17 protein-coding genes and 1 tRNA gene are annotated in these 21246 nt (G+C 44.7%); 8 read left to right on the plus strand and 10 right to left on the minus strand.

Annotation, left to right across the window (positions count from 1 at the left end; all coding sequences use genetic code 11):
* Positions 1-54: 54 nt before the first annotated feature.
* From DW896_RS00005 to DW896_RS00015, 3 genes are all read right to left on the minus strand, one after another.
* On the minus strand, positions 55-1263 hold the full coding sequence (locus DW896_RS00005; RefSeq protein WP_119992640.1) for a site-specific integrase: 1209 nt from the start codon (positions 1261-1263) through the stop codon (positions 55-57).
* Between the two features lie 130 nt (positions 1264-1393).
* Positions 1394-1468: transfer RNA gene (locus DW896_RS00010), tRNA-Pro, on the minus strand.
* Positions 1469-1554: 86 nt separating this feature from the next.
* Entirely contained in the window at positions 1555-2262 is a 708-nt protein-coding gene (locus DW896_RS00015; protein WP_008664560.1) for a tRNA1(Val) (adenine(37)-N6)-methyltransferase, read from the minus strand.
* A 171-nt stretch (positions 2263-2433) separates the two neighbouring features.
* Here DW896_RS00015 and lon point away from each other — a divergent pair, with 171 nt between their 5' ends.
* From lon to DW896_RS00030, 3 genes are read left to right on the plus strand one after another with little or no spacing between them, the layout of a single operon-like run.
* On the plus strand, positions 2434-4914 hold the full coding sequence (lon, locus tag DW896_RS00020) for an endopeptidase La (protein WP_005825468.1): 2481 nt from the start codon (positions 2434-2436) through the stop codon (positions 4912-4914).
* Positions 4911-6041 carry a tRNA guanosine(34) transglycosylase Tgt gene (tgt, locus tag DW896_RS00025; RefSeq protein WP_008664563.1) on the plus strand — a complete coding sequence of 377 codons (1131 nt, stop codon included), beginning with the start codon at positions 4911-4913 and terminating at the stop codon, positions 6039-6041. Before lon ends, tgt begins: the two co-directional genes overlap by 4 nt.
* A complete protein-coding gene (locus DW896_RS00030) occupies positions 6038-7174 on the plus strand; it encodes an LptF/LptG family permease (RefSeq protein WP_005825471.1) in 1137 nt (378 codons plus the stop codon). Before tgt ends, DW896_RS00030 begins: the two co-directional genes overlap by 4 nt.
* 273 nt (positions 7175-7447) lie before the next feature.
* Here the strand turns inward: DW896_RS00030 and DW896_RS00035 are convergent, their stop codons facing one another.
* The gene (locus DW896_RS00035) at positions 7448-7948 is read right to left on the minus strand and encodes a thioredoxin-like domain-containing protein (RefSeq protein ID WP_005825473.1); all 501 of its coding nucleotides are present in this window, start codon (positions 7946-7948) and stop codon (positions 7448-7450) included.
* A gap of 276 nt (positions 7949-8224) precedes the next feature.
* Here DW896_RS00035 and serB point away from each other — a divergent pair, with 276 nt between their 5' ends.
* Positions 8225-9451, plus strand: a complete 1227-nt coding sequence (gene serB / locus DW896_RS00045) for a phosphoserine phosphatase SerB (protein WP_005825474.1) — start codon at positions 8225-8227, stop codon at positions 9449-9451.
* A gap of 57 nt (positions 9452-9508) precedes the next feature.
* A complete protein-coding gene (locus tag DW896_RS00050) occupies positions 9509-10798 on the plus strand; it encodes a DEAD/DEAH box helicase (RefSeq protein ID WP_117887839.1) in 1290 nt (429 codons plus the stop codon).
* Between the two features lie 36 nt (positions 10799-10834).
* Here DW896_RS00050 and DW896_RS00055 read toward each other — a convergent pair whose 3' ends face one another.
* From DW896_RS00055 to DW896_RS00070, 4 genes are read right to left on the minus strand one after another with little or no spacing between them, the layout of a single operon-like run.
* Positions 10835-11635 carry a DUF4738 domain-containing protein gene (locus DW896_RS00055; protein ID WP_117887838.1) on the minus strand — a complete coding sequence of 267 codons (801 nt, stop codon included), beginning with the start codon at positions 11633-11635 and terminating at the stop codon, positions 10835-10837.
* 37 nt (positions 11636-11672) lie between these two features.
* Complete coding sequence (locus DW896_RS00060) at positions 11673-12986, minus strand: UDP-glucose/GDP-mannose dehydrogenase family protein (RefSeq protein WP_005825480.1); 1314 nt, start codon at positions 12984-12986, stop codon at positions 11673-11675.
* A 3-nt stretch (positions 12987-12989) separates the two neighbouring features.
* The gene (gene rfbC / locus DW896_RS00065) at positions 12990-13538 is read right to left on the minus strand and encodes a dTDP-4-dehydrorhamnose 3,5-epimerase (RefSeq protein ID WP_008664570.1); all 549 of its coding nucleotides are present in this window, start codon (positions 13536-13538) and stop codon (positions 12990-12992) included.
* Between the two features lie 4 nt (positions 13539-13542).
* Positions 13543-14961: a capsule assembly Wzi family protein gene (locus DW896_RS00070; RefSeq protein WP_008664572.1), complete on the minus strand. Its 1419-nt coding sequence runs from the start codon at positions 14959-14961 to the stop codon at positions 13543-13545.
* A 233-nt stretch (positions 14962-15194) separates the two neighbouring features.
* Between DW896_RS00070 and DW896_RS00075 the strand changes: the two genes are divergently transcribed.
* A complete protein-coding gene (locus tag DW896_RS00075) occupies positions 15195-16349 on the plus strand; it encodes an SPOR domain-containing protein (protein ID WP_008664574.1) in 1155 nt (384 codons plus the stop codon).
* Between the two features lie 50 nt (positions 16350-16399).
* Positions 16400-16933, plus strand: a complete 534-nt coding sequence (locus DW896_RS00080; RefSeq protein ID WP_005825486.1) for an FHA domain-containing protein — start codon at positions 16400-16402, stop codon at positions 16931-16933.
* 108 nt (positions 16934-17041) lie between these two features.
* Here DW896_RS00080 and DW896_RS00085 read toward each other — a convergent pair whose 3' ends face one another.
* Together DW896_RS00085 and DW896_RS00090 are read right to left on the minus strand one after the other, a co-directional pair.
* The gene (locus tag DW896_RS00085) at positions 17042-18490 is read right to left on the minus strand and encodes a tagaturonate reductase (RefSeq protein WP_008664577.1); all 1449 of its coding nucleotides are present in this window, start codon (positions 18488-18490) and stop codon (positions 17042-17044) included.
* 39 nt (positions 18491-18529) lie between these two features.
* Entirely contained in the window at positions 18530-19591 is a 1062-nt protein-coding gene (locus tag DW896_RS00090) for a substrate-binding domain-containing protein (protein ID WP_119992643.1), read from the minus strand.
* A gap of 233 nt (positions 19592-19824) precedes the next feature.
* Between DW896_RS00090 and uxaC the strand changes: the two genes are divergently transcribed.
* On the plus strand, positions 19825-21231 hold the full coding sequence (uxaC, locus tag DW896_RS00095; RefSeq protein WP_009038422.1) for a glucuronate isomerase: 1407 nt from the start codon (positions 19825-19827) through the stop codon (positions 21229-21231).
* Positions 21232-21246: the final 15 nt, after the last annotated feature.

The following is a 21246-nucleotide window of genomic DNA, read 5'->3' on the forward strand; positions in this document are numbered from 1 at the left end:
TACTGAATCCCGTATTTTACATTTACACAAAATATTTTATAGTGCCTTTATTATCTACATATCGGGAAAATCCTCTTGTATTAGGGAGCTTTTTACCCCGAATCTTTTTTGCAAGTATCTCTCTGTAGTAGTAATTGATTTATGCCTGAAGTGCTTTTGTATTTCCCATGTATTAACTCCTGCATTGACCAGTTTTACTCCACCGGTATGTTTGAAGCTGTAAAGTTTGTATCTTTTGCTTAATCCCAGTTTATCCCTGATTCTGTCAAATCTATATCTGAAGGTATTTTTCCCAAGTCTGTGTTTTCCTGGCTGGCCGTCTCGAGAGAAAAGATACCAGTCTTCCGGATAGTTGCCTATCTTCAGCAGGTCATCAAGAACTTCATAAAGCTGCCTTGGCATATTGACTGTTTCTGTCAGTCCGTTCTTACTGATATCCTGACGGATGGTAATGGATGCTGTCTCCAGATTGATGTCACGTATCTGCAGATACAAGCATTCTTTCGGGCGGATTGCACAATAGTATTCAAGCTGACATAATAGCAGGAGTTGCGGGTCGTGCTCTCTCATATAGCCAATCAATATATTTCGGATCTTGTCTGGAATTGGGCTTGCCGCTTCATCTCTTTTCTCGCCAAGATTAGGTATATTGGTGACCGGATTAGCTACAACAAGCTTTTTGTGTAGTAAGTAATCGAAAAAAGTATGCAATAACTGCTTGTATTTCAATACTGTCCTGCGACTGATATGTCCAGTTCCGACTATGTGATAAAAAAAATTGTGTATATGTTCTTCTGATATTACACGCACGTTCTTGTTTGCCAAGCACCCCGCTTCCACCCATTCACAGAAGATCCTCAGTTTGGAACAGTAAGTCTGATAGGAGGAATGCGCAAGTTCGGCTTTTTTCAGTTGGAGGAATTCTGAAATGTGCACTCTGATGCTGACGGCACCCTTGCTGTTATTGCCCCATCTGTTGACCATGGCCTGATACATAAGCTCGTCTTGATAGGTAACATGGTTTTCAGCGAACGGATCCTCCCCACTGTTGAGCTTGTTTTTGATTGTAGATATCACTTTCTCGGCATGGGCACGCCTGGCACTTTCCGTTGCCAGTTCCGCAAAGCCCTCATAATGCCGAAACCGCTTCATCTCCCCGGTTTGTGGATCCCTCAAGGAATATTCCACATACCATTTTTTTGTTAGATCTCCGCCACAATCCTTTAGCTTGGGCAGGATAAATACAGATTTCTTTCTTGCCATTTTTGCTGTTTTTTTGAATTAAGGGTGATGATTTACTAACTCAATAGACAGTTAAATAGACAGTTATTTTTGTTGGACGCTTCCATATACAAAAATAAGTTGTTGAAAATCAACAACTTATTCATTTAAGTCGGGGTAGCGGGATTCGAACCCACGACCCCCTGCTCCCAAAGCAGGTGCGCTAACCGGACTGCGCTACACCCCGAATACTTTACTTCTGAAAAGCGAGTGCAAAGGTAAAAACAATTCTGATACCAACCAAACATTTAGGCAAGTTTTATGCAATTAAAATTACATTTTCAGATAGAAATCTTTCGTTAAAGCTACATATTCAGGGGTAAACTCATTGTGATTCACCTCAATACAGAGTTTCTCTTCTCTACACTCTTTTGCTTCAAAACCAAAGTTCAGCAATACCCGTCTGCACGGTTTTCCGGGCTTGGTGAAGACTTGCACACGATGCAATGGAAACAACTTATGGTTCCAAGCTGTATCCACAACCGTTTTTTCAGCTTCCGCTGGAATAATGATGCTTACGACTCCTTGCTCTTCAAGCAAAGATGCCGAACGACGAAACAGTAAATCGTAATTCAAATTGCCCGCATGCCGTGCTGTGCACCTTTGTTCGTCAGGACATTTCAACGCATCTATAAAATAGGGAGGATTGGAAACGATGAGGTCAAATCTGTTTTCCGGCTGATAATCTCGGAAATCATGACATATGATCTCTACTCTATCGGCCCATGGAGAGTGAGATACATTTTCTGTGGCTTGTCCGGCTGCAGCCGCATCTATCTCGATTGCAGTAATCCGGGCATGCGGATTCCTTTGCGCTAACTGTAAGGCTATTAATCCGGTACCGGTTCCAACGTCCAGTATACGCTTTGCTTTGTCTGCCGGGGCCCATGCCCCAAGTAGTACACCATCTGTGCCGACCTTCATGGCGCATTTATCATGAAATATGGTAAATTGTTTAAACTTAAAAGATGATTTTGGCATGTTTATCTTCTTTAATTGGGCTCAAAAATAATCAAAGCCTGCATATTTGTCATAAAATTGGCACTGTTTTTGTCTTTTTAAAGGGTGAAGAACGTTTATTTATGAAGAAATAGCTTAACTTTGCAGGCGCTTTATTGGCCTGCCAATATGACATAAACTAAAAAGAAAGAAATGAAGAAAAGAAATTACCTGAGTGATGTCGAAGATAGAAGCGGAAACGCTTTCTCTGTAATTGCTGATTTTGAGGGGAATGAAGAACAATTGATGGACATTGAGGTAGAAGAGGTTTTACCGATATTGCCTCTCCGAAATATGGTATTGTTCCCTGGGGTGTTTATGCCGGTATCTGTAGGAAGAAAATCTTCCCTCAAATTGGTGCGTGAAGCAGAAAAGAAAAATTCTTATATAGCTGTTGTATGCCAAAAGGTGGCTGAAACAGAGACACCTCTGTTTGAGGATTTACATACCATCGGTACAGTTGCCAAGATAGTACGTGTGCTTGAAATGCCAGACCAGACAACTACAGTCATTCTGCAAGGCTCCAAACGTATGGAACTGAAGGAGATTACGGATACGACTCCTTATCTGAAGGGACGGATAGCTACGCTGAATGAAGAACTTCCGGAGAAGAATGACAAGGAATTCCATGCATTGGTAGAGGCGTGTAAAGACTTGACAGTACGCTACATCAAGTCATCCGATATGTTTCCGCAGGATTCGGCATTTGCCATCAAGAACATTACCAATCCAATGTTTTTGGTAGACTTTATCTGTACGAACCTGCCACTCAAGAAAGACGAAAAGATAGAACTGCTCCGTATCGACTCTTTGCGGGCGCGTACCTACCGCCTGCTTGAGATTCTGAATCGTGAAGTGCAGCTTGCCGAAATCAAAGAGTCTATCCAGATGCGTGCACGTGAGGATATAGACCAGCAGCAGCGTGAGTATTTCCTGCAGCAGCAGATTAAAACCATTCAGGATGAGCTGGGTGGCGGCGGTCAAGAGCAGGAAATAGAGGAGATGCGTAAGAAGGCGGAGACCATCAAATGGAATGATGAGGTGAAGGCTACGTTCCTGAAAGAGGTGGATAAGTTGGAACGTACCCATCCCCAGTCTCCCGACTATAGCGTGCAGCTGAACTATCTGCAGACGATGCTTAGTTTGCCGTGGGGCATTTATACGACGGATAATCTGAGCCTTGTCAATGCAGAAAAGACACTGAACAAAGACCATTATGGTTTGGAGAAGGTGAAGGAACGCATTCTGGAACATCTTGCTGTATTAAAGCTGAAAGGCGATATGAAATCACCCATCATCTGCCTGTATGGCCCTCCGGGTGTGGGAAAAACCTCTTTGGGGCGTTCCATTGCTGCCGCCTTGAAGCGTAAGTATATCCGTATGTCGCTGGGAGGCGTGCATGATGAAGCTGAGATTCGCGGTCATCGTAAAACCTATATCGGTGCCATGCCGGGACGGATTATCAAGAATCTGATAAAGGCAGGCTCCTCCAATCCGGTATTTATTCTGGATGAAATAGACAAGGTGAGTGCCGACCGCCAGGGAGACCCCTCCTCTGCCCTCCTCGAAGTGCTCGACCCGGAACAGAATACTACATTCCATGATAACTTTCTGGATGTGGACTATGATTTGTCCAAAGTGATGTTCATCGCTACTGCCAATAATCTGAATACCATCCCCGGACCGTTGCTGGACCGTATGGAGCTGATTGAGGTAAGCGGCTATATCACGGAAGAAAAGATTGAGATTGCCCGCCGCCATCTGGTTCCGAAGGAATTGGAGGCAAACGGTATGAAAAAGAATGATATCAAGATTCCGAAGAACACACTGGAAGCCATTATAGAGAATTATACCCGTGAGAGCGGCGTGCGCGAACTGGAAAAGAAAATCGGAAAGATACTCCGTAAATCTGCACGCCAATATGCTACGGACGGTTATTTTGCGAAGACCGAAATAAAACCGGGAGACTTGTATGAATTCCTGGGTGCACCCGAATATACCCGGGACAAGTATCAGGGTAATGAGTATGCAGGGGTGGTGACCGGTCTGGCGTGGACTGCCGTAGGTGGTGAAATACTTTTCGTGGAAACCAGCTTGAGCCGTGGCAAGGGTGGACGTTTGACATTAACCGGCAATTTGGGTGATGTAATGAAAGAGTCGGCCATGCTGGCATTGGAATACATCAAGGCGCATGCCTCCCTGCTGAATCTTGACGAAGAGATTTTTGATAACTGGAACATCCATGTCCATGTGCCCGAAGGCGCCATTCCGAAAGACGGTCCGTCTGCCGGTATCACGATGGCTACCTCCCTCGCTTCTGCCCTCACCCAGAAAAAGGTGAAGGCCAATCTTGCCATGACGGGAGAGATAACACTTCGCGGTAAGGTACTTCCGGTAGGAGGCATCAAGGAGAAGATACTGGCTGCCAAGCGTGCCGGTATCAAGGAGATTATCTTGAGCGACGAGAACCGCAAGAATATAGAAGAGATACAGGATATATATCTGAAAGGACTGACTTTCCACTATGTGAAAGATATTAAGGAAGTGTTTGCCATTGCGCTGACTGATGAAAAAGTAGCCGATGCCATCGACTTGTCCGTAAAGAAAGAAAAGACCGAAAAGAAAGAGGAATGACATTCGAGTTACAATATACAGACAGCAAGACCAATGCACGTGCCGGACTGATTACTACTGACCACGGGCAGATTGAGACACCTATCTTTATGCCGGTAGGTACAGTGGGAACAGTGAAAGGCGTGCATCTGCCTGAGCTGAGAGAGGATATAAAGGCGCAGATTATATTGGGTAATACCTATCATCTTTATCTGCGTCCGGGACTGGAAGTGATAGAAAAAGCCGGTGGACTGCATAAGTTCAACGGCTTTGACCGTCCTATGCTGACAGATAGTGGCGGCTTCCAGGTATTTTCGTTGTCCGGTATCCGCAAGTTGCGCGAAGAAGGTGCGGAATTCCGTTCGCACATCGATGGTAGCAAGCATATCTTTACGCCGGAGAAGGTGATGGATATAGAACGGACTATCGGTGCAGACATCATGATGGCCTTTGATGAATGTCCTCCGGGGGATTCGGACTACGAATATGCCAAAAAATCACTGGGATTGACACATCGCTGGCTGGACCGCTGTATCAAGCGTTTCAATGAAACGGAACCTAAGTACGGTTATCAGCAATCCTTATTCCCCATTGTGCAGGGTTGCGTCTATCGCGACCTCCGCGAGCAGTCGGCAGAGTTTGTCGCCTCTAAAGGTGCTGACGGTAATGCCATTGGCGGTCTGGCTGTGGGCGAGCCTGTAGACAAGATGTACGAGATGATTGAGCTGGTGAACGGTATTCTTCCCAAAGACAAGCCTCGCTATCTGATGGGAGTCGGGACCCCGGTAAACATCCTGGAAGGCATTGAACGCGGTGTCGATATGTTCGACTGTGTGATGCCTACCCGCAACGGACGCAACGGCATGTTGTTTACCAAGGACGGCATCATGAACATGCGCAACAAAAAATGGGAAATGGATTTCTCTCCCATTGAAGCAGACGGTGCCTCCTACGTAGATACCATGTACAGCAAGGCATACTTGCGCCATCTGTTCCATGCACAAGAGCTGCTTGCCATGCAGATAGCATCTATCCACAACTTGGCTTTCTATCTGTGGCTGGCAGGCGAGGCACGTAAGCATATCATTGCAGGCGACTTTGCTACCTGGAAACCGATGATGGTGAAACGCGTATCGACAAGATTATGAGAAAAATGAACTGGAGGATATGGAAGAATATAAAGCTGCCGAGAGGTAAATTCCTGAAGCGGCTGGACTGGTACATTATTAAGAAGTTCCTGGGTACATATGTCTTTGCCATTGCATTGATTATCTCCATTGCGGTGGTGTTCGACTTCAACGAGAAGATGGACCGCTTCATGTCTCATGAAGCGCCGTGGAATGCTATTGTCTTTGATTATTATCTGAACTTCATCCCCTACTTTGCCAATCTGTTCAGTCCGCTGTTCGTGTTTATCGCCGTAATCTTCTTTACTTCCAAACTGGCGGAGAACTCGGAAATTATTGCCATGTTCTCTACGGGAATGAGCTTCAAGCGTATGTTGCGTCCTTACATGGTGTCTGCAGCAATCATTGCGGTAGTAACATTCTGCCTCGGGTCCTATGTCATTCCCAAAGGCAGTGTGACACGTATCAATTTTGAGGACAAGTACTACAAACCCCGTAAGGCGAATACGGCACGGAACATCCAGCTGGAAGTGGATTCGGGGGTAATTGCCTATATCGAACGTTTTGAAGACTACAGCAAGACCGGTTATCGCTTTTCTTTGGACAAGTTCAATGACAAGCAACTGGTCTCCCACCTTACAGCCCGTTCCATTACCTACGACACGACGGCCGTGCATAAGTGGAAAATCAAGGATTATATGATTCGCCAGATGGATGGCATGAAGGAGAGTATCACGAAGGGTGACCGCATAGACACTACCCTTTTTATGGAGCCTGCCGACTTCCTGATTATGAAGAACCAGCAGGAGATGTTGACCAGCCCTCAGCTAAGCGAGTACATCAACAGGCAGCGGCAACGCGGCTTTGCCAACATTAAGGAATTTGAGATAGAGTACCACAAACGCATTGCCATGTCGTTTGCCTCCTTTATCCTGACGCTGATTGGAGTGTCTTTGTCTTCCAAGAAAACGAAAGGTGGAATGGGATTGCATTTAGGTATAGGCTTGGCATTGAGTTTCTCTTATATTCTGTTTCAGACCATTGCTTCCACATTTGCCGTGAACGGCAACATGCCTCCGGTCATCGCTGTGTGGATACCGAATATAATGTATGCCTTCATTGCATTCTATCTATATAGGAAAGCGCCGAAATAAGCATTCTAAACCTCTACTTCAGCTTGCTCAAGTTGAGGTTTGGCGTACTAAAGCAGAGGTTTAGGATGTTTGTCTTTGGAAGCCCATTAAAATAAGAAGCCCCTCCCACTTTTGCGTTGTACAAGTGCGGGAGGGGCTTTTTGTTGTATTCATTTTCCTCTTTTGTTCTGTTCCCTTTTTTGCCGGAAAGAGACGTCGGTTTCTAGGGAACACCCTCACTTTCGTCTTACAGGTTTTTTAAGTTGCTGTTGTATGCACCGGGCATCAGCAAGCTTAATTCAAGTAAGCGGAAAGTTCTGCAGCAGAGATGTTTTTGGCAATAATTACACCATTATCATCCAGTAAATAGTTAGTGAATCCGCGGCCTAAGCGATATTTCTTAAAGAGGCCGGAATATTCGCCTTTAGTTTCCACGAAACAAGTGGGCGTAACTATTTGGTCCTTACGGATGGTTTCTTCAAAGATTGACTGATACTCATCGAATGAAACTGAAACCATCTTCACATTGTTGCGGGCAGTAGAGCGAAGCGCATTGCTCAAACTTGCGTTTTGCATCCGGGACTGCGCGTCGTAACTTGCCCAAAAACTGAGCAATACATACTTTCCTTTCAAGTCTGAAAGTTCGGTTTGGGATTGCTCTGCCGACATGGTTTGGATTTTGAAATCCGGGGCCATGTCACCCACATTCAAACCTCCGGTAGGTTTGTCTTTTTCTACAAAAGAAGTCAAGGAACTTATTAGTAATACAACAAAAATCCATTTTGCATATTTCATGCGGCACGGTTTTGGTTAATACTATCCGGGACTGTCCTTCAACAGTGATTTCTTCCCGGAACATCGTCTTGTCAAAGCCTTGAATAGTGATAAAGATACTGATAATCAAAGCTTTTAATTCTGAAATCGGGTGCAAAGGTAACTAATTCCTAAACAAACTTCCAAATAAACAAGCATTTTTCTTACTTTTTAAAGTCATATTTTTATGTTATTTAGCATAAATAGCGGGAATTTTCCTTACTTTTGTAGCCTATTATTCTATCAAAAAGATGACTTATGCAACCATTGAACACTGAACTCATCCTGATACGTATTACGGGTGAAGACCGTCCGGGACTGACAGCTTCCGTAACGGAAATTCTGGCTAAATACGATGCTACCATTCTGGATATTGGCCAGGCAGATATTCACAATACTCTTTCGTTGGGCATTTTGTGCAAGACGGAAGAACAACACTCGGGGTTCATTATGAAGGAACTGCTTTTCAAGGCTTCCTCCCTGGGAGTGACTGTCCGTTTCTACCCCATTACTACCAAAGAGTACGAGGATTGGGTGAATATGCAGGGAAAGAACCGCTATATTCTTACTTTATTGGGGCGTAAGTTGTCTGCCCGTCAAATATCTGCCGTTACCCGTATTCTTGCAGAGCAAGGCATGAATATCGATGCCATCAAGCGCCTTACAGGGCGTATCCCGCTGGACGAATGCGAATCGCGTACACGCGCCTGCATCGAATTTTCCGTTCGTGGCACTCCGAAAGACCGTATTGCCATGCAAGAGCAGTTGATGAAACTGGCAACCGAACTGGAAATGGATTTCTCTTTCCAGTTGGACAATATGTACCGCCGGATGCGCCGCCTCATTTGCTTCGATATGGACTCTACGCTGATTGAAACAGAAGTAATTGATGAATTGGCCATACGTGCGGGTGTGGGCGACCAGGTGAAGGCCATTACCGAACGTGCCATGCGTGGTGAGATAGATTTCATTGAGAGCTTTCGCGAACGAGTGGCTTTGCTGAAAGGATTGGATGAGTCCGTGATGCAGGAAATTGCAGAAAATCTTCCCATTACGGAAGGTGTGGATCGCCTGATGTATGTTTTGAAGAAATACGGTTACAAGATAGCTATTCTTTCGGGAGGGTTTACCTACTTCGGGCAGTACCTCCAGAAGAAGTACGGTATAGACTATGTGTATGCCAACGAGCTGGAAATAGAGGATGGCAAACTGACCGGCCGCTATCTCGGTGATGTAGTCGACGGTAAGCGTAAGGCAGAGTTGCTGCGTTTGATAGCTCAGGTGGAGAAAGTGGATATTGCGCAGACTATTGCTGTAGGCGACGGTGCCAACGACCTGCCCATGCTGGGAATTGCCGGCCTTGGAATCGCTTTCCATGCAAAGCCCAAAGTAGTTGCCAATGCCAAGCAATCCATCAACACCATTGGTTTGGACGGGGTACTTTACTTCTTAGGTTTCAAGGATTCATACATTGATATCCATTAATTCATTAGTACATTCAAAAAAAAGTCCTATCTTTGTGCTCAAATTTAAAAGAGATACATGAAGTTTTCAGAACTACATTTGAATGGCAATGTGCTGGAGGCACTGGATGCCATGCGCTTTGAAGAGTGCACCCCCATACAAGAACAATCAATTCCCGTTATACTTGAAGGCCGAGATTTAATAGCGGTGGCACAAACCGGAACGGGAAAAACAGCTGCATATTTGTTGCCTATATTGAACAAGCTTTCAGAAGGTGGACACCCTGCCGATGCTATCAATTGCATTGTCATGGCTCCTACCCGTGAGTTGGCACAACAGATAGACCAGCAGATGGAGGGCTTCTCCTACTTCATGCCGGTTTCCAGTGTGGCAGTGTATGGCGGTAATGACGGAGTTCTGTTCGAACAGCAGAAAAGAGGTTTGACATTGGGTGCAGATGTTGTCATTGCCACTCCGGGACGTCTGATAGCCCACCTCAGTCTTGGCTATGTAGACCTTTCGCGTGTCTCTTATTTTATTTTGGATGAAGCAGACCGGATGCTGGATATGGGATTCTATGATGACATTATGCAGATTGTCAAGTTTCTCCCTAAAGAGCGGCAGACCATTATGTTCTCTGCTACCATGCCTGCCAAGATACAACAGTTGGCTGGCAACATTCTGAACAATCCCGCCGAAGTGAAGTTGGCGGTTTCCAAACCAGCGGAAAAGATTGTGCAGGCAGCCTATGTCTGCTACGAGAATCAGAAGCTGGGCATCATCCGTAGCCTCTTTGCAGAGGAGACGCCGGAACGCGTCATCATTTTTGCTTCTTCCAAACTGAAAGTGAAGGAAGTGACCAAAGCCTTGAAGCAGATGAAACTGAACGTTGGTGAAATGCACTCCGATTTAGAGCAGGCACAGCGCGAAGAAGTGATGTACGAATTCAAGACAGGACGTATCAATATCCTGGTAGCTACAGATATCGTTGCGAGAGGTATTGATATCGATGACATCCGTCTGGTGATAAACTATGACGTTCCCCACGACAGTGAAGATTATGTGCACCGTATCGGACGTACGGCGCGTGCCAATAATGACGGCGTAGCCATCACCTTCGTTTCCGAAAAGGAGCAAGGTAGCTTTAAGAATATCGAAAAATTCCTGGATAGGGACATCTATAAAATACCGGTTCCCGAAGAGCTGGGTGAAGCACCCGAATACAAGCCGAGAGCATTTGACGGAGGAGGAAGACGGGGCGGCCATGGAAACGGACGTAAGCCAGGAGGAAACAAGAACGGCCGTAACAACAGTAAAGGTGGAAAGCCCAGAGCCAAACGTCCACAGAATGGCGGCGAGAAGAAATAAACATTGTGGTGAAGAAAAGAAATAGAAAAAGCGGATTTATTCCGCTTTTTCTATGTTCATTGTATTGTCAAAACCAATAATCATATTTACCAAATTGTATACGGAACTTTCGGGTATGCCGAGGGTTGCCTGATAATGGTACCCCTTACTATCCACACCCATGAAATTCATATCGGCAAGAATGGCCTGGTCCAGCATTTCGGCAGGGAATATATCCGCAAACATCTTTTTAGTGATGTCCTGGCCGTAAAGTATCTTCTTCCCTTCGTATACACAGATATGGATTACATTATCATAATACACATTGTCCACACTGATTCCATTTTCAGAATAGGAAGTCTTGAAAACCTTCATCTTTGAGGGGTTGATATATACATATCCCCTATACCTTGTATTCTTGTATATTACGATACTGTCTTTCTTTATCACTTCCGGAGTAGTGGAAATGACCTCTACTTCCCGGCTGGTGAAAACCAAAGAATCTTCCGCATTCTCTGATTTATGCAGTTTAATTACTTCGTCGGCCAGCGAGTGGAACCAGAAGCTGTATTCCGTTTGACGGTCTATCTTATAGGCCACCGGTTTATTGCTGTATATGTAGATTGTATCGTGAACGACCTTGAAAGATACGGGAGCGCTTTGCGGGTTAGCATAATATACCGTATCCCCTTCGATGCGCATCAACGGCATTTCTGTTTCATCGTTCACCCAGATGCCTTGCAACAGTTGTTTTGCAGTAAGGTCTTCCTTGACGGAAGCCTCCCCGTTTTGTCTGTTGCTGCATGATGCCAATGAGACAACAAGTACAATGAGAATCGCACTTCTTTTTATTGTCATAACGTCCCTATTTATTTCTTTTCTTTTTTCTGCAACTTTATTTTCCGATGCAATGATATGTGAAACCTTGTTCTTCCATATCTTTCTTGTCGTAAATGTTACGTCCGTCCAATACCAACGGCTGTTCCATAGTTTTCTTGATGACTGCCCATGAAGGCAGGCGGAATTCTTTCCATTCGGTCACCAGCATCAGTGCATCTGCGTCCAGTGCGGCATCATACATATCTGTCGCATAATAAATACTTTCTCCTATGCGGCGTCGGCATTCGTTCATGGCAGCCGGGTCGTAGGCACGTACTTTACAACCGGCCTTCAGCAACTCGTCAATCAATACCAGAGCCGGGGCTTCACGCATGTCATCTGTTTCGGGTTTAAAGGCCAGCCCCCAAATGGCAATGGTCTTTCCCTCCAAATCATTATTGAAATGCTTCTGCAACTTTTCGAATAAGATACTCTTCTGTTTCTCGTTCACCTCCTCTACTGCATGGAGTACACGCATCTTGTAGCCGCTCAGTTCAGCCGTTTTAATCAGTGCCTTTACATCCTTAGGGAAGCATGAACCGCCGTAACCTATCCCCGGATAGAGGAACTTGCGTCCGATACGGGTATCCGAACCGATACCACTGCGCACCATGTTTACATCCGCTCCCACTAATTCGCACAAATTGGCAATGTCGTTCATGAAGCTGATGCGGGTGGCAAGCATGGAGTTAGCTGCATACTTTGTCATTTCTGCAGAAGGGATGTCCATAAAGATGACACGGAAGTTGTTCAGCAGGAATGGTTTGTAGAGCTTGCTCATTATCTTCTTGGCTCGTTCGGACTCTACTCCCACCACTACACGGTCGGGACTCATAAAATCGTTGATAGCATTACCTTCTTTCAGAAACTCGGGATTCGAAGCGACATCGAAGTCAATGTTCATCCCTCTCTTATCAAGTTCTTCTTGAATGGTAGCCCGCACTTTTCTGGCAGTACCTACGGGAACGGTACTTTTGGTTACCACCAACACATATTTCTGCATATTGCGTCCAATGGTGCGGGCAACTTCCAGCACATAGCTCAAGTCGGCACTTCCATCCTCATCGGGTGGTGTACCTACGGCACTGAATACCACTTCCACCTCATTCAGACAACTCTCCAGAGACGTGGTGAATTGCAGGCGTCCTGCTTTCACATTCCGGCTAACCATTTCTTCCAGTCCATTTTCATAGATAGGAATAACACCCTTTTTCAGTGACTCTATCTTTTCACTGTTCGTGTCTACGCAAATAACGTTGACACCGATTTCCGCAAAGCAGGTTCCGGTTACCAAACCGACGTATCCTGTACCGACAATGGCTATTTTCATATTTTATTCATAATAGACCGCATCCTTGAACGATACGGCATGTCCGTCTTTATCTGATAATAGAAGCTGTTCCGTAGCAACGGGCCATTCAATACCGATGGCTTCGTCGTCAAAACGGATGGATGCCTCGGATTGTGGTGCGTATACGTTGTCTACCTTGTATGTAAAGACAGCTTCATCGCTCAGCACCAGAAAACCGTGGGCAAAACCACGCGGAATGAAGAATTGTCTTTTGTTCTCCTCACTTAGCTCCACACTGACATACTTTCCGAAAGTGGGAGAAGATTTTCTTAAGTCGACAGCCACGTCCAGCACTTTTCCCTTAATGACACGTACCAGTTTGGCCTGGCTGCAATCACCCTTCTGGTAATGAAGACCACGTAATACACCGAAAGAGGATTTGGACTCATTGTCCTGGATGAAGTGAACGTTTCCGACATGTGCACGGAACTCTTCTTCCTTAAATGCTTCCATAAAGTATCCGCGGGCATCATGGAATACTTTCGGCTCAATCAGCCATACGCCGTCAATCTCTGTTTGTATGTAGTTCATTTTCTTAAAATGTTTTATGTACTTTCAGTTGGAATCCAAAATTGTCTCCATATATCTCTCCCATATCCAATGCAAGGGACGCGTTGAAGCACCAGCCCTTCCATTTACGGGGAATATAGTAAAACGATGCAAAAGTAGAAAAATTTTCTAATATATCGGGTATTGGACGATGAGGAGTTCCCCAAGTTCTGTTGTGGGACAATTTTGCCACATATCTCCACTCACTGCTGATGTCGCCGCTCCATCCCAGATGCAGGGCCTTAACGCGATTGTACTTGAAACTCATATCGCCATCCTTATTATAGATAGGCGATGCTATCAACGGATTGGCTATCGCCATACCCCAATGTGCCCATCCTGGGTAGTAACCGTTGTTGTAGTAGTTGTCGGCTCCTCCGGTCTTACCTACTACAGAATTTTGCAAACCGTGCAGTGGACCGCTCATATTGGTAGTCTGGAGATATTCGATAACGATTCCGTTGATGGCTTGTCTATGGTTGGATTTATATTCCACACCCCATAAGCCATCCCAACCGTTGAGTTTGGCCATGGCGGAGAAGTCATCAAAATGATTGTCCAGATAGGCGCTGATGGAGAAATCTTCCTTAGGACGATAAGTCATTTTGATATATTCGCTACCCAGAAAATTGCCTTGGAAAGCCAGATGTTCACCTACCGGTCCGTCCTCACGCCCGTGGCCGGGGAAGAATACGCGTACGTAATCCTTCCATCCGTTGCCCAAGTCTCCCGATTCGGAACCTCCAATCTTGTATCCTCCGAATTGGGTGTCGAGGGTCATTCCGAGTTCCAGTTGCCATTTTCCTTTGGGTATACCGATACGCAGGAACCCTTCTTTATGATGGTATTTGATACTCTTGGTGTACCAGTATTTTTCTCCGACTTGCTCCCGCTGGTATTTGTTATCTGTAAACCATCCGTACGAGATTTCTCCTTTCAGGCCTAAACGGGGTAGCAACTGTACATACTCGGGTATGCCTATCTGTACTTGTGGGATGGGACGCGCATTACCCGACCAGGTCATGCCGCCACTGCTCAGCTCTTGATTCAGCAATGGAGAATTCTGTTCCCGGCTTCCGGCAAAGAATCCAAACCACTTGTAACGGATGTCTACGTAAGCCTGCTGTACAATGAAGGAGGTCATGCTGAATCCGGCTGCTGCAACCAAATCCAGTGCTTCTTCAAACTTCCATTTTCCAAGTTGGTGTTTGTAGGATATTCCTCCACGTATGTAAGTATTGTTGTCGAGCGAAGTGAGTCCTTGCTGGTTGCTGACCTGCCAAAGAGGAGTATTGTCACCGGTATGCAGGGCTGCTCCATATTCTACGAATGAGGACAGCTGCTGTGCCAGCATCGTGTTCTTTCCTATGAACAAGAAAACCATCAGACAGAAAATAATACGCATAATAGTCTTTTGTTAAGTGTTTAGGTTTGTATACTCTTGCGAGGGCAATTGTCTTTCTATTCTTGACGAGTATAGTTAAACGGTACAAAAGTAGAAATTTTTCCGGTAAAAATTCCTTCTCTTGCCAAAAAACCTTTTTCAAATACATTTTCAATGTGCAATGTTCATAATTTGTTGATAAGAAAAATGCTCTGAAACTAGCGTATATCCGATATTTCCGCTACTTTTGTAGCATGATTGAATTAGCACAGCACATAGAAGTATTGTTATTGGAGAACGATTGTGTCATTGTTCCCGGTTTGGGAGGATTTGTAGCTCATTATACTCCGGCAATGAGAGTAGCGGAAGAGAATGTTTTTCTGCCCCCTACCCGTATTATCGGTTTCAATCCTCAACTGAAGATGAATGACGGCTTACTTGTACAATCCTATATGGCTGTCTATGATACTGATTTTTCTGATGCTACGCGGATTGTAGAAAAAGAAGTGGCGCATATATTCACTGCTCTCCATGAAGAAGGTAAGGTGGATTTGCCCAACATTGGCGAATTGCGTTACTCCATTCATGGTATTTATGACTTTGTTCCCTATGACCACAAGATAACCACTCCTTACTTATATGGGTTGGATAGTTTTGAAATGCAGGAACTGGCGGAACTGAAGAAACCGTACATGGAAAAGACCATCCGTTATTCTGTTCCAGTTGTGCCGGAAGACAAAAAGCGAAGGTTTGAGATTAAATTCAACCGTTCCTATTTGTCGAATGCGGTTGCCATGATTGCAGTGGTTGCCTTGTTTTTCTTTTTGTCTACACCGATAGAGAATACGGAAGTGGTTGAAGGAAATTATGCGCAATTACTTCCGAATGAACTTTTTGAGATGATAGAAAAGGAATCCCTTGCCATTAATCCGATTGTTGTTAGCCGGAAGGCCGACACTCCGAAAGCGTCGGCTCAAAAAAACACGGGGCAGAAGGCAAAGAAAAAGGTGGTTCCGGTTGCCGTAAGAGAGGTTAAGGTGGGCCAAGCTAACGCGCAGAATGCTCCGGTTGTTTCTCAGCCTAAGCAGCAGGCGGCAGAAGTGTCCTCTTCAACATCTGTAACAACAAAGAGTGAAATTCAAAAGACCACAGCAGGGACTGTCGCCCCGTCACTTGTCTCTACACAGAAATACCACGTCATCATTGCCAGTGTAGGTACTGAGAAGGATGCCGAAGCAATGGCAAAGCAACTGATTGAAAAAGGTTACCCTCATGCAAAAGCAATTGTTGGAGATGGTAAAATGCGTGTCAGCATTGAGTCTTGTGGTACAGAAACAAAAGCATATCAGGCATTGAACAGAGTTCGCCAGAATGAAACGTATAAGAACGCTTGGGTATTAAAGAAGTAGAAAGTAATCTACCCTTGCTTTATTTTTTAATTCTTTAATTTTTAACTATCATGAAGCGTATCCGTTGTCCCAAATGTGAGAATTACTTAACATTCGATGAAACCAAGTATACCGAAGGCCAATCACTGGTCTTTGTATGTGACCAGTGTAAGAAGCAGTTCAGTATCCGTTTAGGTAAATCAAAGATGAAAGCCCCTCAAAAGGAAGAACGTCCGGATGAAGCGGAGTTTAAAGAGGCTTTTGGCAGCATCACGGTCATTGAGAACGTGTTTGGTTTTAAGCAGGTACTTCCATTGCAAGAAGGTGACAATATCATAGGCCGGCGTTGCGTGGGGAATGTTATCGATGTGCCGATTGAGACTTCGGATATGAGTATGGACCGGCGTCACTGTATCATTAATGTAAAGCGTAATAAGCAGGGAGTGTTGATTTATACCTTACGCGATGCTCCCAGCCTGACGGGAACTTTCCTTAATAATGAAATTTTGGGTGACAAAGACCGTATTCGCATTGAGGATGGAGCCATTGTAACTATTGGTGCCACTACTTTTATATTGCGGGCAGCAGAGCAGGAAAGCCTTTAGACAAAAAAGAAAACTGTGACTTAATTATTTCCCATCAAATGTGGTATAAATAAAGCAGACCGTATAAAAACTCCTTTTGTACGGTCTGCTTGTTTAAAATCATAGGAATTAAAGAATACCTTTTACTGTTTCCTGCATGCCTTTTTCTTGGATGGATTTTAAGAAGCAGGTAATCATGTCTGTCAATCCTGGAACGGTATTCAAGTCTCCGTGTTCCCCCCAGATAAGGTCTTTGGCTGCCAATACGCCTTCTGCCACTTTGCGGGTGTCCCCCGTTGCCCAAAGGTCTTTCAATAACTGCATGATTTCGGGAGCATCATTCGGGATGATTTCTGTGCCGTCTGCGCGGGTACCTCCTTTGTAGTACGTGATGATGGCAGCCAGTCCCAATACCAGACCTTTCGGCAGTTCTCCTTTACGTTTCAAGTAGGTTTTCAGGCCAGGAAGGTCACGGGTTTGGTATTTAGGGAAAGAGTTCAGCATAATACTGGTTACGGCATGGTCAACAAACGGATTGTTGAAGCGCTCCAATACATCTTCTGCAAACTTTTTCAATTCGTTTTTCGGCAGGTTCAACGTTTCCATCAGCTCGTCAAACATCACTTTATGGATGTATTGTCCGATTATAGGATGCTGGCAGGCATCGCGTACAATATTTACCTCCGACAGATAGGCTACTGGAGACAATACGGTATGAGGTCCATTCAGCAAGGTTACTTTTCTTTCGTGGTAAGGTTTTTCGGAAGGAACAAACAATACATTCAGTCCGGCTTTGTCGGCAGGGAATTCTTCGGCGACTTCTTGCGGAGCCTCGATGACCCATAAATGGAAAATTTCAGCCTGCACTACCAGATTGTCATCGTACTGTATCTTTTCTTTTATAGCGGCAATGTCTTTGTGGGGGAATCCTGGAACGATACGGTCCACCAGTGTTGCATACACACCGCAGGCTTCCTCAAACCAAGCTCTGAACTCATCACCCAATTGCCATAATTCAATGTATTGATAGATTGTCTCCTTCAACTTGTGGCCATTCAGGAAGATGAGTTCGCAAGGGAAGATAATCAGTCCTTTGCTCTTGTCGCCGTTGAATGTCTTGAAGCGGTGATACAACAGCTGTGTCAGTTTGCCCGGATAAGAAGACGCCGGTGTATCTGTCAGCTTACAAGCAGGGTCAAAGGCTATACCTGCTTCCGTCGTGTTGGAAATGACAAAACGCATTTCCGGTTGTTCGGCCAATTTCATGAACTCATCGTTTTGAGTATAGGGGTTTAAGGCACGGCTGATTACATCTATCATAGTCAGACTGTTGATGGTTTCTCCTTTATCCAGACCTTGCAGATTTACATGATAAAGGTCATCCTGGGCATTCAGCATGTCAACCATACCTTTATCGATGGGTTGGACTACTACCACATTGCTGTTAAAATCGGTCTTTTGATTCATGTTATAAATAATCCAATCCACAAATGCGCGAAGGAAATTACCTTCGCCAAACTGGATAATGCGTTCCGGGCGTTGTGCTTTGGGAGCAGTTTCTTTGTTTAATGCTTTCATTTAAAAAATGATTTAAATGGTTGATATGTAATTTTTTGATTATTCAAACTCAAAGTAAAAGTCTATGTTTTCCTTCATCAATATGTCGATGGGCATGTATTTCACTGCAGTGACCGGTCTTTTAAATACCACGTGGTTGCATAAAGTCTTCACGCCACAATAGCCTTGCAGGCCTGGGCGTTGACCGATGAGAAAGGTTACTTCACCGGTTTTCAGGAACTCTGTATTTTTGTGTAAAAGGTCATATCCCACAAGTCCTGCCAGCTTCTGCCCCTTTTCGTGCAGATAATTTGCCACCTGATAAACACGGGAATTAAAAACAGCTCCCAGTACGGCTTGGGGATGTTCTTTAAAAAAAGCATCCAACATCCGTCTGTTGCCGTCAGTATCTTCCTTGTGCAACACAATGTCATGGATAGTCAAATCCTTATGTTCCTCGGAAAGGTATTGCATGAACCCCTCGAGGCGGCGTTGCATCTGGATTTCTGCCGGATTGTTTTTCTGATTGCTCAGGAATAACACAAGCTCCTGCCCTTTTTCATAGCTACGCATCAGAATCTTGGCAGCAATGTATCCGCTGGTTTTGGAATCTTGTCCGATATAACACAAGGCATGCGTCTGTTCAATATTGAAGTCTATGAATGCATAGGGAATATCCGCTTCCTCCAAATAAGTAGTGAGTTTTATGGTCTCCTCTCGGAAATTCGGGGCAACAAGTACGGCGTCGGCATTTTCCTCCCGGAGCACAGCACATGCTTCTTTATAGGAGGATTTGTCCGCATGCCGATAGTACAGATAGCTAACCCCAACATTGAACGGCCGTAATTCTTGTGCGGCACGGTCAATTCCCGCTGCTACAGCATGCCAATAATCATGTTCTATATAATAAGGTATAATGCAGACAATATGATAGCGCTTTTTAGCCGCCAGCCCGATGGCAAACATATTGGGATGATAATCTATCTCGTCGAGTACTTTCTGGACTTTTTCCCTACTGGAAACGGATACGTCTCCGCGGTTGTGCAGTACGCGGTCTACAGTGCCGGCAGAGACGCCGGCCATGCGTGCTATGTCTTTAATGGTATAGTTCTTGTTTTCCATCTTGAGGTATGCTGCCTAAGGCGGTAAAGGTGAGACGTCTGAAGCTTAAATATTATAAATATTCGCCGCAAAGATACGAATTATTTTGTTTCTCCAAGTAAAATTTCTACTTTTGTGTTCGATAACGGTTAATAAAACTAAAAACAATTATACGATCTATTAGCTTTACAATCAATACTATATAGGTGTAATAAATAGAAAGTAATATTTTTAGATACTTAAAACACAAGAAGATGAAAAACTTTATGGACGGAAACTTTCTGTTGCAAACGGAAACATCACAGAAGTTGTACCACGAGCATGCGGCTAAAATGCCGATTATCGACTATCATTGTCACTTGATTCCTCAAATGGTGGCGGAAGACTATCAGTTTAAGTCACTGACTGAGATTTGGTTGGGAGGTGACCACTACAAGTGGCGTGCCATGCGTACCAATGGTGTGGACGAACGTTTCTGTACCGGTAAGGATACTACAGATTGGGAAAAGTTTGAAAAGTGGGCCGAAACGGTACCTTATACTTTCCGTAATCCGTTGTACCACTGGACCCACCTTGAATTGAAGACCGCTTTTGGAATCGATAAAATTCTCAATCCTCATACGGCCCGTGAAATTTATGATGAATGTAATGAGAAGCTGAAACAGCCTGAATATTCCGCCCGTGGCATGATGCGCCGTTATCACGTGGAAGTGGTTTGTACTACAGATGATCCTATTGATTCCTTGGAATATCATATCAAGACACGTGAGAGCGGCTTTGAAATCAAGATGTTGCCTACTTGGCGTCCGGATAAAGCAATGGCGGTGGAAATTCCTGCCGATTTTCGCGCATATGTAGAAAAGTTGGCCGAAGTGAGCGATGTGGCTATTTCCAGCTTTGACGATATGGTTGCTGCCTTGCGTAAGCGTCACGATTTTTTCGCGGAACAAGGATGTAAACTGTCTGACCACGGAATTGAAGAATTCTATGCCGAGGATTATACAGGAGCGGAAGTTAAGGCTATCTTTAACAAGGTATATGGCGGTACTGGATTGACGAAGGAGGAAATTCTGAAATTCAAGTCGGCCATGCTGGTTGTGTTCGGCGAAATGGATTGGGAGAAAGGTTGGACACAACAGTTCCATTATGGTGCTATTCGCAACAACAATAGTAAGATGTTCAAACTGTTAGGTCCTGATACCGGTTTTGATTCCATTGGCGAATTTACTACAGCAAAAGCTATGGCTAAATTTCTCGACCGCTTAAACTCCAATGGTAAGCTGACCAAGACTATTCTTTATAATTTGAATCCATGCGCCAACGAAGTCATTGCTACTATGCTGGGTAACTTCCAGGATGGTACGGTTGCCGGTAAGATTCAATTCGGTTCCGGTTGGTGGTTCCTTGACCAGAAGGATGGTATGGAAAAGCAGATGAATGCCCTTTCTGTACTGAGCTTATTGAGCCGATTTGTTGGTATGCTGACCGATTCCCGTTCCTTCCTCTCCTATCCGCGCCATGAATATTTCCGCCGTACATTGTGTAATCTTGTAGGCCGTGATGTAGAAAATGGTGAAATTCCTATTTCCGAGATGGAACGCGTAAACCAGATGATTGAAGATATCAGCTATTATAACGCTAAGAATTTCTTCCAATTCTAAAAAGCAATAGTAAGC

It is taken from the genome of Bacteroides sp. AM41-16 (assembly GCF_003603495.1).
GTDB classification, from domain to species: Bacteria; Bacteroidota; Bacteroidia; order Bacteroidales; family Bacteroidaceae; genus Bacteroides; species Bacteroides uniformis.